The following is a 13,472-nucleotide window of genomic DNA, read 5'->3' on the forward strand; positions in this document are numbered from 1 at the left end:
GTGGAAGAGATCGACCGGGCGATCGTGGGCGCCCTCACCGCGGACGGCCGGTTGTCATACACGGACCTGGCCGAGCGGGTCGGGCTGAGCGTGTCGGCGGTGCACCAGCGCGTGCGCCGCCTCGAGCAGCGCGGCGTGATCAGCGGTTACACGGCGAAGGTGTCGTTCGAGGCGCTCGAGCTGCCGCTGACCGCGTTCGTGGCGATCCGGCCGTTCGACCCGTCGCAGCCGGACGACGCGCCCGAGCGGCTGGCGCATCTCTCCGAGATCGACTCGTGCTATTCGGTCGCCGGGGACGACTTCTACCTTCTGCTGGTGCGGGTGGCCGGCCCCGCCGACCTGGAACGGCTGCTGCAGGAGATCCGGACGGCGGCGAACGTCACCACCCGCACCACGGTGGTGCTCTCCACGCCGTACGAGAATCGCCCGCCGCGCCTCGCGGAGGTCAAGGCAGCGGAGTGAATCGGTAGCCGATCCCCGGCTCGGTGATCAGATAGCGCGGCCGGGACGGCTCGGGTTCGAGCTTGCGCCGCAGGTTGGCCAGGTGCACGCGCAGATAGTTGGTCTCGTGCTCGTAGCGCGGCCCCCACACCTCGCGCAGCAGGTCCTTCTGGGTGACCAGCTTGTCCGGGTGCCGGGCCAGCACTTCGAGCATGTGCCACTCGGTCGGCGTCAGGCGCACCTCGCCGGCCTCGGTGATCAGCCGTTTGGCGCTCAGGTCGATGGTGAAGTCGGGCGTGACGACGGTGGCGGTGTCCGGCGCCGGCGCGGCCCGGCGCAGCGCGGCGCGGATCCGGGCGAGCAGTTCGTCCATGCCGAACGGCTTGGTCACATAGTCGTCCGCGCCCGCGTCCAGCGCGGCCACCTTGGTGGCCTGCTCGTCGCGGGCGGAGAGCACGATGATCGGCAGCGTGCTCCAGCCGCGGATCCCGCGGACCACGTCGACGCCGTCCAGGTCGGGCAGGCCGAGGTCGACGATGGCCAGGTCGGGCGGGGTGCGCCCGGCCGCGTCCAGGGCCGAGGCGCCGTCCGCCACGACCAGCACCTGGTAGCCGCGGGCGGTCAGGTTGATCCGCAACGCCCGGCGCAGCTGGTCGTCGTCGTCGACCACCAGGATCCGGCTCACGACGCGGCCCGCAGGCTGATCGTCATCGTGAGGCCGCCACCGGGGGTCTCGCTCGCGGTCAGGGTGCCGCCCTGCGCCTCGGTGAAGCCGCGGGCGATCGCCAGCCCCAGGCCCAGCCCGCCGCCGGTGTGGTCGTTGAGCCGCTGGAACGGCGCGAACGCCGCCGCCAGCCGATCCGGCGCGATGCCCGGCCCGTGATCCACCACCGCCAGCGCCACCCGGTCACTGTCGTGGGTGCCGCGGACCGCGACCGGTCCGCCGGCCACCCGCGCGTTGGCCAGCAGGTTGACCAGCACGCGTTCGAGCAGCCCGGGGTCGGCCAGCGCGAGCGGCAGGTCGTCCGGCACGTCCACCTCGGCGCCGCCCGGCCCGTCGAGCACGGCCTGCGCGACCACCCCGTCGAGGGCGGTCGGGCGCACCTCCGCGGCCAGCGCGCCGGCCTGCAACCGGCTGACCGCGAGCAGGTTGTCCACCACGCCGGTGAGCCGGTCGGCGGACTCCTCGACGGTGGCCAGCAGCTCGGCCCGGTCGTCCGGCGCGAACGCCACGTCCGGCTGCCGCAGGCTGGACACAGCCGCCTTGATTCCGGCCAGCGGGGTGCGCAGGTCGTGCCCGACCGCGCCGAGCAGGGCGGCCCGCAGCCGGTCGGTCTCGGCCAGCCGGGCGGCCAGCGCGGCCCGGGCGGCGGTGGCGTCCACGGCCAGCCCGGCGGCGGCCGCGACCAGCAGATAGACCACCAGCGCGACCAGGTTGTCGCCGGTCTCCACGGAGAGCGTCCGATAGGGCGGCACGAAGAACCAGTTGACCAGCAGGTCGGCCGCCACGGCCGCGCCCAGGGCCGGCCACAGCCCACCGGCGGCGGCGGTGGCCAGCACCGGCACCAGGTGGAGCAGGATCACCGCGGCCAGCGACAGGTTGTCGCGCAGCGGCAGCAGCACGGCGGTGGTGACGCCCAGCCCGGCGGCGGCCACCGCGGCGCCGGCCAGGCGTGATCGCGGCATCCGCCGATTGTGCATCAGAGCAGGGTGGTGCGAGCGCAGTCGGTGACGTACGGCATGGTGAAGCCGGTGCGGCCGACCAGTGCCGGATGCGTGACGATCAGCTGGCGCACCTGGGCGAGCAGCGCGGCCCGCTCGGCGGCCGGCAGCAGGATCACGTGGCTGCGCGAGGCGACCAGGTCGAGCAGGCTGTCCGGGCTGATCGTGTGCGACCAGCGCACCCGGTGGTGCTCCACCGCCTCGAACTGCGCGCCGACCTCGGTGGTGCGCCCCTGCTCGGGGGCGCCGATGATCGCGTCGAGCCGGCGCACCCAGTCCTCGCCGTCGTCGCGGACGTTCCAGAGCATGCCGAGCCGTCCGCCGGGGGAGAGCACCCGGGCGATCTCCGGCGCCGCGCGCTCCGGGTCGACCCAGTGCCAGGCCTGCGCCACCAGCACCACGTCGGCCGAGTCGTCCGGCAGCGGGATGCGCTCGGCGCTGCCCAGGTGCGCGGGCACACCGGGCAGCACCCGGCGCAGCTCGGCGAGCATGCCCTCGGACGGGTCGACGGCGGTGACCGGCAGGCCGCGGGCGGTCAGCTGCCGGGTCAGTTTGCCGGTGCCGGCGCCCAGGTCGAGGACCCGCGGGGCGCCGGCCGGGAGCAGCCAGTCGAGGGCCTCCCCGGGGTAGGGCGGCCGCCCGCGCTCGTAGACGTGCGCCGCCGGACCGAACGAGTTCGCATGCGCCGCACGATCATCCACGCCTTGATCATATATCCCACTATCCTAGGACGCCTGAGACGCTGTGACGTTTGGTGAAGTCGCCGAGCGGGCAGTGAGTCAGCAACCGAGGAGGTTGGACAACATGAGCTTCACGGACAAGGTCAAGAACAAGGTCGAAGAGCTGACCGGCAAGGCGAAGGAGAAGGCCGGCGACGCGACCGACAACGAGCGCCTCCAGGCCGAAGGTCAGGCGCAGGAGACGTCCGCGCACGCCAAGCAGGCGGGCGAGCACGTCAAGGACGCCGGCAAGGACGTTCGCGACGCGTTCAGCTGATCCACCCCATAGCGAAGAAGCGCCCCGCCAGACGGCGGGGCGCTTCTTTCATGCCGGCTCGAGGTCGGCGTCCTGCTTGCGCCACCAGTCCTGGCCGGACTGCGGCAGCGAGTCGATCGGGTCGTAGTACGCGTAGAGCTTGCTCAGCGCCTCGTCGTCGGTCGCCTCGATCGAGGTGCGGTAGTTCTTGGTCCAGTAGGAGATGCCGTGCTCGCGGTCGTATTCCGCGACCATGTGCACCCAGCGCTTGCCGACGAACGGCACGTCGCAGACGATCCGCGGGGTGGCATAACCCGGCAGGTAGCCCATCATGTCGTGCTGCAGCTGCTGGGCGTGCCAGACCGGGACGCGCCAGTGCTCCGCGTTGGGGATCATGTCGCACATGTAGAAGTAATACGGCAAAATGCCGGTCTCGCCCTGCAGCCCGAAGCACAGGTCCAGCAGGTCCTTGGAGGTGGCGTTCACGCCGCGCATCAGCACGCCCTGGTTGCGCACGTCGCGCACGCCCACCTCGAGCAGCATCCGCGCCGCGCGGGCGACCAGCGGGGTCAGCGAGTTCACGTGGTTGACGTGGGTGTGCACGGCCAGGTTGACGCCGCGCCGCTCGGCGGTGATCGCCACCCGGTTGAGGCCCTCGACCACGTCGCCCTGCAGCCAGTGCTGCGGCAGACCCATCAGCGCCTTGGTGGCCAGCCGGATGTCGCGCACGGTGGGCACCGAGAGCAGGCCCATCAGATAGGCCTCGAGCTGCTTCCACGGCACGTTCGCCACGTCGCCGCCGCTGACCACCACGTCCCGCACGCCGGGGTGCGCCTTCAGATAGGCCAGGTGGGCGTCGTAACGGTCCACCGGCTTGAGCGACAGCTTGAGCTTGTCGACCGTCGGCGTGCTGTTGCCAACCAGGTCCATCCGGGTGCAGTGCCCGCAGTATTGCGGGCAGGTGGAGAGCAGCTCGGCCAGCACCTTCGTCGGGTATCGGTGGGTCAGCCCCTCGGCCACCCACATGTCGTGCTCGTGCAGCGAGTCGCGGGTGGCGTGCGGGTGTGACGGCCAGTCGAGGTGCCGGTCGGTGGCCACCGGGATCATGTAACGCCGCACCGGGTCCGCGTAGAACGACGCCGTGTCGGGGGTCGCATCCGGCACCATGGTGTTGAGCATCTGTGGCGTGACCAGCATCGACATGGTCGCGAGGCGCTGCTGGTCGGTCTCCAGGTCGGTGTAGAAACCGTCGTCCACGAGATCGCCGAGCACCTTGCGCAGCTGTTTGACGTTCTTCACACAGTTGACCCGCTGCCACTGCGCGGACTCCCACTGCTGGGCGGTGACGTCGCGCCAGCCGGGGAATCGGGTCCAGTCCGGCTCCACGAGGGGGACGCGCCGGTATTCGTAGGGCTGGCCTGGTGGCATGGTCATTGATCGAGGATACTGAAGAATCTGCGGTGTGGAAACCGTCGCAACGGAGGATTTGCGGCCAGTGGGCCGGATGGCGGAATGTTTCGTGGGAGGAACGTGCGCATGACGATGTCGGTGGGGTTGTCGAGGGTGCTCGAGCCGGCCGGGGTGCTGCCGCAGGCGGCGTGGCGGCTGGACGCGCGGCCGGAGATCGCCGCCGACGAGGTGCGCGTGCGGGTCGAGCGGCTCAACCTCGACGCGGCCAGCTTCCGCCAGCTGGCCGAAAAGCACGGCGGTGACGGCCGGGCCGTCCGGTCCGAGGTCCTGGAGATCATCGGTACGCGCGGGAAGATGCACAACCCGGTGACCGGCTCCGGCGGCATGCTGATCGGCGTGGTGGACGAGGTCGGTCCCGAGTCGCCGCTGCCGGTCAAGCCGGGCGACCGAGTCGCCACCCTGGTGTCGCTGACCCTCACGCCACTGGCCGTCACGGACGGGCTGGCCGGCTGGGACGGCCGCGGTGAGCAGGTCCCGGCCACCGGGCACGCCATCCTGTTCGGGCGCTCGGTGGTGGCGGTGCTGCCCGACGACCTGCCGGCCGAGCTTGCGCTGGCGGTCTACGACGTGTGCGGCGCCCCGGCGCTGGTCGACCGGGTCGTGCGCGGCTACACAACAAAAGTGGCAGCCGAGCCGTCCGTTCCGGCCTCGGATGCACGCGTGGGCTACCACTCCGAGGTGCCCACGGTGGCGGTGCTCGGCGGGGCTGGCAAGTCCGGGTCGCTCGCGCTGGCGGCGGCGCGGCGGGCGGGTGCGCGTACGGCGGGGATCGTGGTCTCGCCGAGCGAGCGTGACGCGCTGACGCGGGCCGGGCTGGCCGACGCGGTGGCGATCGCCGACGCCCGCGACCCGGTGGCGGTGTCGAGCGCGGTGGCCCAGGCGCTGGGCGGGCCGGCCACGGTGACCGTGGTGTGCGTGGACGTGCCGGGCTGCGAGCACGGCGCGATCCTGTCCACCGGCAGTGGCGGCACGGTGATCTTCTTCTCGATGGCGACCAGTTTCCCGGCGGCGGCGCTCGGCGCGGAGGGTCTGGCGGCGGACGTGACCATGCTGATCGGCAACGGCTATCTGCCCGGGCACGCGGAGTTCGCGGTGGACCTGCTGCGTCAGGAGCCGGCCGTCCGCGCGCTGTTCGAGAAGCGGCTCGCGGGACACTGACCGGCATGACTCTTTTCACGGGCGGCCGGTTCTACGCGGCCGCCGATCCCAAGGCGACCGCGATGCTCGTGCGCGACGGGCGGATCGCGTGGCTGGGCGACGCGTCCGAGGCGCCGGCCGCGGACCTGACGGTGGATCTCGGCGGTGCGCTGGTGACCCCGGCGTTCGTCGACGCGCACGTGCACGCCACCGACACCGGCCTGGCGATCGACGGGCTCGACCTGTCCGGCGTGCGCTCGGCGGGGGAGCTGCTCGACGCGGTCGCGGCGTTCGCGGCGACCCGGCCGGCCGACGGCGTGGTGCACGGGCACGGCTGGGACGAGTCGACCTGGCCCGACCAGACCCCGCCGTCCGCGGCCGAGCTCGACCGCGCCGCCGCCGGCCGCCGCGTCTATCTGTCCCAGGCCTCGATCCACTCCGCGCTGTGCTCGACGTCGCTGCTGGCGACGGCCGCCGGAGCGGACGGCTACGACGCCTCCGGCTGGGTGCGCGAGCAGGCCCACCACGCGGTGCGTGAGGTCGCGCTGCGATCGCTGACCCCGGCCCAGCGCACGGCCGCGCAGCGCACCGCGCTCGAACGGGCCGCGTCGATGGGCATCGCGGCGGTGCACGAGTGCGGCGGCCCGGGCACCTCCAGCGAGGCGGACTTCGCGTCGGTGCTGGCGCTCTCCGGCCAGGGTCTGCCGCAGGTCTTCGGCTATTGGGGCGAGCTGGGCGGCGCGGCCAAGGCCCGCGAGATGGGCGCGGCCGGCGCGGGCGGAGACCTGTACGCGGACGGCGCCCTCGGCTCCCGCACGGCGTCGGTGCGAGAGCCCTACACCGACGTCCCGGGCCATGGCGAGGCGTTCCTGACCGCCGAGCAGGTCGGCGAGCACCTGCTCGACTGCGTGAGCGTCGGTGTGCAGGGCGGTTTCCACGCGATCGGCGACGCCGCCATCGAGACCGTCCTGGAGGGCTTCGCGATCGCGGCCAAGGCGATCGGCGTCGACCGGCTCCGCGAGGGCCGGCACCGGATCGAGCACGTCGAGCTGATCGACCGGGCGATGATCGCGCGGATGGTCGAGTTCGGCGTGGTGGCCAGCGTGCAGCCGGTGTTCGACCTGCTCTGGGGCGGCGCCGGCCGGATGTACGAGCAGCGCCTCGGCCTGCGGCGGGCGATGGCGTCGAACCCGATCGGGCAGCTGCACGCCACCGGCGTCGCGCTGGCCTTCGGCTCGGACTCGCCGGTGACCGCGCTGGACCCGTGGACGGTGGTGGCGGCCGCGGCGGCGCCCCGCAACCCGGCCTTCCGGATGAGCGTGCGGGCGGCGTTCGCGGCGTCCTCGCGGGGTGGCTGGCGGGCGGCCGGCCAGGACGGGGCCGGCGTGCTGTCGCCGGGCTCGTCCGCGACGTTCGCGGTGTGGGAGACGCCCGGCGGGGTGGACCACGGGCTGCCGCGGCTGCTGCCCGATGTGGACGGTGTGGTCCCGGCCCGGCCGGTGTGCCGGCGCACGGTGCTGCACGGCGAGACGATCTACGAGGGGTAGGACATGGCAGGGAAGCTGGATCTGGATCCGCGCGTGGTGCGGCGGGCGCGGCGGCTGGCCGCGCGGGCCGGGCAGCCGGTGGTCGACCTGGCGCGCTCGCACACCACGGTGTCGGTGGAGCGTGCGGTGCTGCGGCTGGCCGGGGTGACCGGCGCCGATCCGGACGGCATTCCCTGGGTCAACCGGTTGGTCGACGCCGTGGTGGCGGATGTCGGGCTGGCGCACGGGGTGGCGGTGCCGGTCTACGACGCGTTGCTGACGCAGGGCTTCGGGGATGTCACGGAGCTGGCGCAGAAGGCGGCGGCGGGGGCGGTGCGGTTTCGCGTACCCGAAAAGCCGTTGACCGCCCGCCGGGCCGCCACCAAGGCCGCGCGCGCCGGCCTGGCGCGCGTCGACAAACGCCGGGCCGAGCGGGAACGCCTGGTCAAGCGGCTCGGTGACGCCCCGCGCCGGCCGTGGATCTATCTGATCGTGGCGACCGGCGACATCCACGAGGACATCCCGCAGGCGCAGGCCGCGGCCCGGGCCGGCGCGGACGTGATCGCGGTGATCCGGTCGACCGGGCAGTCGCTGCTCGACTACGTGCCCGAGGGCGCGACCCGGGAGGGCTTCGCCGGCACCTACGCGACCCAGGAGAACTTCCGGCTGATGCGCGCGGCCCTCGATGAGACGTCCCGCGAGCTGGGGCGTTACGTCCGGCTGACGAACTATGCGAGCGGCCTGTGCATGCCGGAGATGGCGGTGCTGGCCGGCCTGGAACGCCTCGACATGATGCTGAACGACTCGATGTACGGGATCCTGTTCCGCGACATCAACCCGATCCGCACCTTCGTCGACCAGCGCTTCTCCCGCCAGGTGCACGCCCGCGCCGGGATCATCATCAACACCGGCGAGGACAACTACCTGACCACGGCGGACGCGGTCGAGGCGGCGCACACGGTGACGGTGTCGCAGCTGCTGAACGAGTTCTTCGCGCACGAGGCCGGCCTCGAGGACTGGCAGCTCGGCATCGGGCACGCGTTCGAGATCAACCCGGACGTGCCCGAGTCGTTCCGGCTCGAGCTGGCGCACGCGCTGCTGGCCCGCGAGCTGTTCCCGGAGGCCCCGCTGAAGTGGATGCCGCCGACCAAGCACATGACCGGCGACGTGTTCCGCGGCAACCTGCTGGACGGCTTCTTCAACCTGGCCGGCGTGCTGACCGGCCAGGGCATCCTGCTGGTCGGCATGATGACCGAGGCGGTGGTCACGCCGTGGCTGTCCGACCGCGACATCGCCCTGCAGAACGTGCGCTACGTGCTGAACGCGGCTGGTGGCCTGCACGAGGACCTGGTCCCGGCCCGGAACGGCTTCATCCAGCGGCGCGCCCACCTGGTGCTGGACGAGGCGGTGGACCTGCTGTCCCGGATCGCCGACGACACGCTGCTCAACGCGATCGCGGACGGCACGTTCGGCATCATGAAGCGCCCGGCCGACCGCGGCAAAGGCCTGAACGGTGTTGCCCGCCACGCAGACGACTACTTCAACCCCGTAACCTCCCTGCTGGAGCAGCCACAATGAGGATTTTGCGGTTTACTTGCAGGATGATGCTTCAGGATCTCCGAGACGGCCGGCATGCTGCGTAGCTTCCGGGTTGAGAATCACCGGTCGATCCGAGATGAGCAGGAATTGTCGCTGATCCCGGCCTATGACCAATCACGTCCCGTCGTGTCGGTCGCTGCGATCTTCGGTGCCAACGCCTCTGGCAAGTCCAACCTGCTCGATGCGCTGCGATGGATGCGGAGTGCCGTTCTCCATTCCTATCGGAGCTGGGAGCCGGAGTTCGGAATTCCACGCAACCGATTTCGACTGCGTGCCGATGACGCTGCGAGCTCCTTCACGGTCGATCTGATGATCGACGGTGTCCAATTCTTGTACGGCATGAAGCTCGACTCGGAAGCGATCGAGGAGGAGTGGCTCTACTCCTATCCGCACGGCCGCGAGCGAGTCATCTTCGAGCGCCACGGCAAGAAAGTCGAACTGGGGTCGACAGTCCCGGAACGCCGGGCCCGCGCGGAAGTGCTCGGCGGCCTTCTGCGGGACAACTCCCTGCTGCTCAGCGTTGCCGTCCAGGCCGCTCAGGCCGAGGTGCTTCCGATCTACCGATGGTTCCGCCAGGCATTGCGCTTCGCCGATCATCCTCGCGACGGGCTGACAGACCGTGTTCAGGTGGCGATCCGCCGGTTCCCCTCGTTCGTCGATCTGGTCAAGGTCGCAGATCTCGGCATCTCCGCGGTTGAGGTCGTGGAGACCCTCGTCCCGCCATCCGCCGTGGAGGTCGATCAAGCGGATCGGAGGATCAGCCTCATCAAGCAGTCGGTCCGTCGCGAGCTCGTCTTCCGGCACGGTGACGAGGGCATCGCCATGGGTCCAGAAGATCAGTCCGATGGCACCCTTGCCTGGACCGACCTCCTGATCTCGGCTCTGCATGCCCTGAACGACGGTGCTGTCATGGCCGTCGACGAGGTCGACGCGAGTCTCCACCCGAGGTTGACTGCCCGGCTGATCGAGCTCTTCCGAAGCCCGGAGACCAACAGCAGGGGAGCGCAACTCGTGTTCACCACGCACGATGCGACGTTGCTGGGCACGAACCTCGGAGACGAAGTGCTGATGCGCGACGAGATCTGGTTCGTGGAGAAGAAGTCCAGTGCCACCACGCTGTACCCACTGTCCGACTTTCATCCGCGCAAGGGTGAGAATCGCGAACGCCGCTATCTGGCGGGCAGTTACGGGGCGGTACCGGTGGTGTTCGAGGACTCCCTCGTGAAGGCGATGATCGCGACGAGAGCGGATGGCAGCGATGGCTCGGCATGAGCCGGCTCGTCCGCGCCGCTCATCGAGGCGTCAACCGGGCCCGATCATCCTGATCGTCATCGGCGCCAAGAGCACCGAAGGCGACTACCTGGAAGGCCTGCGGCTGGACTCCGAGCTGGCGACCGTGACGATGAAGTTTGTGAAGAAGCCCGGATCGCCGGACCAACTGGTTCAGCACGCGCGTGCTTCGTTCCGATTGGACGACTACGACGAGGTCTGGTGTGTGACTGATGTCGACCAGTTCGAGCGGGAAGGCGGAAAGGTGACCATGGCCATGGCACTCGCCGAGAAAGCGGGCATCAACGTCGCCGTTTCCAATCCGTGCTTCGAACTGTGGTTGTTGCTCCATCACGAGGCGTGCACGGCCTATTGCGCCGACCACGAGGCCGTAAACCGCAAACTCAGGAAGCACGTCCCCAGCTACGCCAAGAACAGCTTGCGCTGGGAAGACTTCGTGGATGGGCTGGACGATGCCATCGCGCGTGCCAAGAAGCTGGATCCGAGCGGGCAGGACCACGCCCGCAACCCGTCGACGGGCATGTGGCGGCTGGTCAGCACACTCCTGGAGAAGGAATGACGATCGTTCGTCCCTATGGGGACACCACCGGCGACGGCATGGTGCAGGTGTCGTTCACCCTGCCGATCGCGCACGACAAGCGGGCCGAAGGCGCGGCGCTGCAGCTCGCCGCCAAGATGGGCATGGAACCGGCGATGCTCGTGCACGCCAAGCAGATGGGCGACGGCTACACCTTCTTCGTCGTCTACGGCCGGGTCGCCCACCTGGTGGACACCGAGCAGGTGCAGGTCGTCGAGCGCGACTTCCCGCTGCTGTCCGCCAAGGAGGTCAACGCGACAGTCAAGCGCAAGCTGCGGCGGCGGCTGAGCGTGGTCGGGGCGTGCATCGGCACCGACGCGCACACCGTCGGGATCGACGCCATCCTCAACCTCAAGGGCATCGCGGGGGAGAAGGGCCTGGAGTCCTATCGGGAGCTGGCGGTGACCAACATGGGCGCGCAGGTGTCCGTGCCCGACCTGGTGGAGACGGCCCGCGCGCAGAAGGCCGACGCCGTGCTGGTCTCGCAGGTGGTCACCCAGCGCGACGCGCACCTGCACAACACCCGGGCGATGGCGGCGGCGTTCCGTGAGGCGCTGCCGGCCGGGAAACGCCCGCTGCTGATCGTCGGCGGGCCGCGGTTCGACGAGCTGATGGCGGGTGAGCTGGGCGTGGACCGGATCTTCGGCCGGGCCACGACGCCGCGCGAGGTCGCTTCCTATCTGGTGCACGCCGTTGTGGAGAAGAAGTCATGATCACTGTCACGCATCGCCGCTACGTCCCCTACGCCCACGCGCACTACGCCGGGCATCTGGTCGACGGGGCCTATTCGCTCGGGCTGTTCGGCGACGTCGCGACCGAGGTGTGCATCCGGCTGGACGGCGACGAGGGGCTGTTCGCGTCGTATTCGGACGTGCAGTTCCAGGCGCCGGTCCGGGCCGGCGACGTGCTCGAGGTGACCGCGACGGTGACCCGGATGGGCTCGCGCTCGCGGACCATCGACTTCCGCGCCGAGGTGGTCTGCCGCGGCACCGAGGGATCGGGCGCTTCCGTTCTGCCGGAGCCGATCGTGGCGGTGACCGCGACGGGCACGGTGGTCGTCCCCGCGAAGCCGTGAGCTTCGCCGTCTGCGTCGACGTCGGGTCCACGTACACCAAGGCCTGCCTGGTCGACCTGGACGGCGGCGGCCTGGTGTCGCGCGCGGAGGTGCCGACCACGGCGGGCTCGGATGTGCTGACCGGTCTCGACGAGGCCGTCGGCCGGCTGGGCGGGACCGGGCCGATCCTGGCCTGCTCGTCCGCGGGCGGTGGGCTGCGGCTGGCGGTGGTCGGTTACGAGGCGCTGGTCACCGCCGAGGCCGGGCATCGGGTCGGGCTTTCGGCGGGCGCCCAGGTGGTGCACGTCGCGGCCGGCGCGCTGGACGGCGCGGCCGTCGCCGCCCTGCGGGCGTCGCGTCCGGATGTGATCCTGCTGGTCGGTGGCACCGACGGCGGCGACGGCGAGATCCTGGTGCACAACGCCCGGCGGCTGGGCACGGCCCGGGTGCGGCTCCCGGTGGTGGTGGCCGGCAATTCTTCGGTACGCGACCAAGCCGCGTCCCTGCTGACCGAACGCGGCCTGACGGTGACCGTCACCGGAAACGTCCTGCCGCGCATCGGCGAGCTCGATCCCGGCCCGGCCCGGGCGGCGATCCGCTCGGTGTTCCTCAGGCACGTCATCGGCGGCAAGCGGCTGTCCCGGGGCCGCCGGTTCGCGTCGCTGGTCCGCGCGGCCACCCCGGACGCGGTGCTGGCCGGCGTGGAACTCCTCGCCTCTGCGCTGTCCACCGGGGTCCTCGTGGTTGACGTCGGGGGAGCGACCACGGACGTCTACTCCTCGCTGGTGCCGGATGCCGAGCTGTCCACCGGGCCGCGCCGGGACGTGGCCGGCACGCAGTGGCTCTCCCGCACGGTCGAGGGTGACCTGGGCGTGGCGGTCAGCGCGGCATCGACGGCCGCCGCCGCGGCTGCTGCTCGTCTTCGCATTCCGGAAATGTCCGACCCGGTCGCGCTGGCCTCCGCCGCGGCCACCATCGCCGCACGCCGCCACGCCCGCGGCCGCGACCTCCGGTCCGTCACGCTCGTGGTGGGGTCCGGCGGGGTGTTGCGCCACGGCGGGGGGACAGCCGTCCTGGACGCCTTGCTGGGCGACACCGGCGGCGGCTGGGCGGTCCCGTCCCGCGCCCGTCGGATGATCGACACCGAGTACGTGCTGGCCGCGGCCGGGCTGCTGGCGGCCGACCATCCGGAGGCGGCCACCGGCCTGCTGAACGGCATGTAGACCGTTCGGGTACACCCGATGACACGCCGAGGAACGCGACACGCCCGTGCGCGGGACGGACGGTTGACAGGCGGGCGGGGGTCGGACGTACCGTCCTTAGGTCCCAACGCGGGAAGGCAGTTGTTGTTCGCTTCGTTCCTTCGCCCACTGGCCGCGCACGAGCCCACGCCCTGGGATCGCGCGCACGCCAGGTCCAGGGGGTGGGGGTCGGCGGGGCGGCGCGGACCAATGTGCTTTTCCGGCGTGGGCCAGGGGGTGGAACGGGGCCAGTAGACAACGACGCGGCGGGGGCAGCCAGCCCGCGGTGTGCCGGTCCGAAGGTGTTCGCGATGCCGCCTGCCACGTCGTCCGCGGGCGGACCAAGGGAGCAGCGGGGGGGGGGGGGGGGGGGGGGGGGGGGGGGGGGGGGGGGGGGGGGGGGGGGGATGGCGGGCGCTATGTTTTCGCTCTTATCCGCG

At 71.3% G+C, this 13,472-nt stretch carries 14 protein-coding genes; 10 read left to right on the forward strand and 4 right to left on the reverse strand.

Annotated elements, in window-relative coordinates:
- Window positions 1-462: an Lrp/AsnC family transcriptional regulator gene (locus ACZ6TI_RS24395; protein WP_465347433.1), complete on the forward strand. Its 462-nt coding sequence runs from the start codon at window positions 1-3 to the stop codon at window positions 460-462.
- Here the strand turns inward: ACZ6TI_RS24395 and ACZ6TI_RS24400 are convergent.
- From ACZ6TI_RS24400 to ACZ6TI_RS24410, 3 genes are read right to left on the reverse strand one after another with little or no spacing between them, the layout of a single operon-like run.
- Window positions 446-1,126: a response regulator gene (locus ACZ6TI_RS24400; RefSeq protein ID WP_465347434.1), complete on the reverse strand. Its 681-nt coding sequence runs from the start codon at window positions 1,124-1,126 to the stop codon at window positions 446-448. The two genes, ACZ6TI_RS24395 and ACZ6TI_RS24400, sit on opposite strands and share 17 nt — an antisense overlap.
- Window positions 1,123-2,127: a sensor histidine kinase gene (locus tag ACZ6TI_RS24405; RefSeq protein ID WP_465347435.1), complete on the reverse strand. Its 1,005-nt coding sequence runs from the start codon at window positions 2,125-2,127 to the stop codon at window positions 1,123-1,125. The genes ACZ6TI_RS24400 and ACZ6TI_RS24405 overlap by 4 nt, the downstream gene beginning before the upstream one ends.
- Before the next feature lie 14 nt (window positions 2,128-2,141).
- Window positions 2,142-2,864 (reverse strand): class I SAM-dependent methyltransferase, encoded by a 723-nt coding sequence (locus tag ACZ6TI_RS24410; protein WP_465347436.1) that lies wholly within the window; start codon window positions 2,862-2,864, stop codon window positions 2,142-2,144.
- Between the two features lie 103 nt (window positions 2,865-2,967).
- Here ACZ6TI_RS24410 and ACZ6TI_RS24415 point away from each other — a divergent pair, with 103 nt between their 5' ends.
- A complete protein-coding gene (locus ACZ6TI_RS24415) occupies window positions 2,968-3,159 on the forward strand; it encodes a CsbD family protein (RefSeq protein ID WP_465347437.1) in 192 nt (63 codons plus the stop codon).
- Between the two features lie 48 nt (window positions 3,160-3,207).
- Here ACZ6TI_RS24415 and ACZ6TI_RS24420 read toward each other — a convergent pair whose 3' ends face one another.
- Complete coding sequence (locus tag ACZ6TI_RS24420; protein ID WP_465347438.1) at window positions 3,208-4,572, reverse strand: KamA family radical SAM protein; 1,365 nt, start codon at window positions 4,570-4,572, stop codon at window positions 3,208-3,210.
- A gap of 102 nt (window positions 4,573-4,674) precedes the next feature.
- Between ACZ6TI_RS24420 and kdd the strand changes: the two genes are divergently transcribed.
- Genes kdd through ACZ6TI_RS24460 form a run of 8 tightly spaced genes read left to right on the forward strand, consistent with a single transcriptional unit; the run spans window position 4,675 to window position 13,014 of the window.
- The gene (gene kdd / locus ACZ6TI_RS24425) at window positions 4,675-5,766 is read left to right on the forward strand and encodes an L-erythro-3,5-diaminohexanoate dehydrogenase (protein WP_465347439.1); all 1,092 of its coding nucleotides are present in this window, start codon (window positions 4,675-4,677) and stop codon (window positions 5,764-5,766) included.
- A gap of 5 nt (window positions 5,767-5,771) precedes the next feature.
- Window positions 5,772-7,292, forward strand: coding sequence for an amidohydrolase (locus tag ACZ6TI_RS24430; protein ID WP_465347440.1), 1,521 nt, complete (start codon window positions 5,772-5,774; stop codon window positions 7,290-7,292).
- A gap of 3 nt (window positions 7,293-7,295) precedes the next feature.
- A complete protein-coding gene (gene kamD / locus ACZ6TI_RS24435; protein WP_465347441.1) occupies window positions 7,296-8,849 on the forward strand; it encodes a lysine 5,6-aminomutase subunit alpha in 1,554 nt (517 codons plus the stop codon).
- A 54-nt stretch (window positions 8,850-8,903) separates the two neighbouring features.
- The gene (locus tag ACZ6TI_RS24440; RefSeq protein WP_465347442.1) at window positions 8,904-10,142 is read left to right on the forward strand and encodes an AAA family ATPase; all 1,239 of its coding nucleotides are present in this window, start codon (window positions 8,904-8,906) and stop codon (window positions 10,140-10,142) included.
- A complete protein-coding gene (locus ACZ6TI_RS24445) occupies window positions 10,120-10,719 on the forward strand; it encodes an RloB family protein (RefSeq protein ID WP_465347443.1) in 600 nt (199 codons plus the stop codon). The genes ACZ6TI_RS24440 and ACZ6TI_RS24445 overlap by 23 nt, the downstream gene beginning before the upstream one ends.
- Entirely contained in the window at window positions 10,716-11,450 is a 735-nt protein-coding gene (gene kamE, locus ACZ6TI_RS24450; protein WP_465347444.1) for a lysine 5,6-aminomutase subunit beta, read from the forward strand. Before ACZ6TI_RS24445 ends, kamE begins: the two co-directional genes overlap by 4 nt.
- Complete coding sequence (kal, locus tag ACZ6TI_RS24455; RefSeq protein WP_465347445.1) at window positions 11,447-11,812, forward strand: 3-aminobutyryl-CoA ammonia lyase; 366 nt, start codon at window positions 11,447-11,449, stop codon at window positions 11,810-11,812. Before kamE ends, kal begins: the two co-directional genes overlap by 4 nt.
- The gene (locus tag ACZ6TI_RS24460) at window positions 11,809-13,014 is read left to right on the forward strand and encodes a glutamate mutase L (protein ID WP_465347446.1); all 1,206 of its coding nucleotides are present in this window, start codon (window positions 11,809-11,811) and stop codon (window positions 13,012-13,014) included. The genes kal and ACZ6TI_RS24460 overlap by 4 nt, the downstream gene beginning before the upstream one ends.
- The last annotated feature ends 458 nt before the right edge of the window (window positions 13,015-13,472 follow it).

The organism is Actinoplanes sp. NPDC051388 (assembly GCF_055586225.1).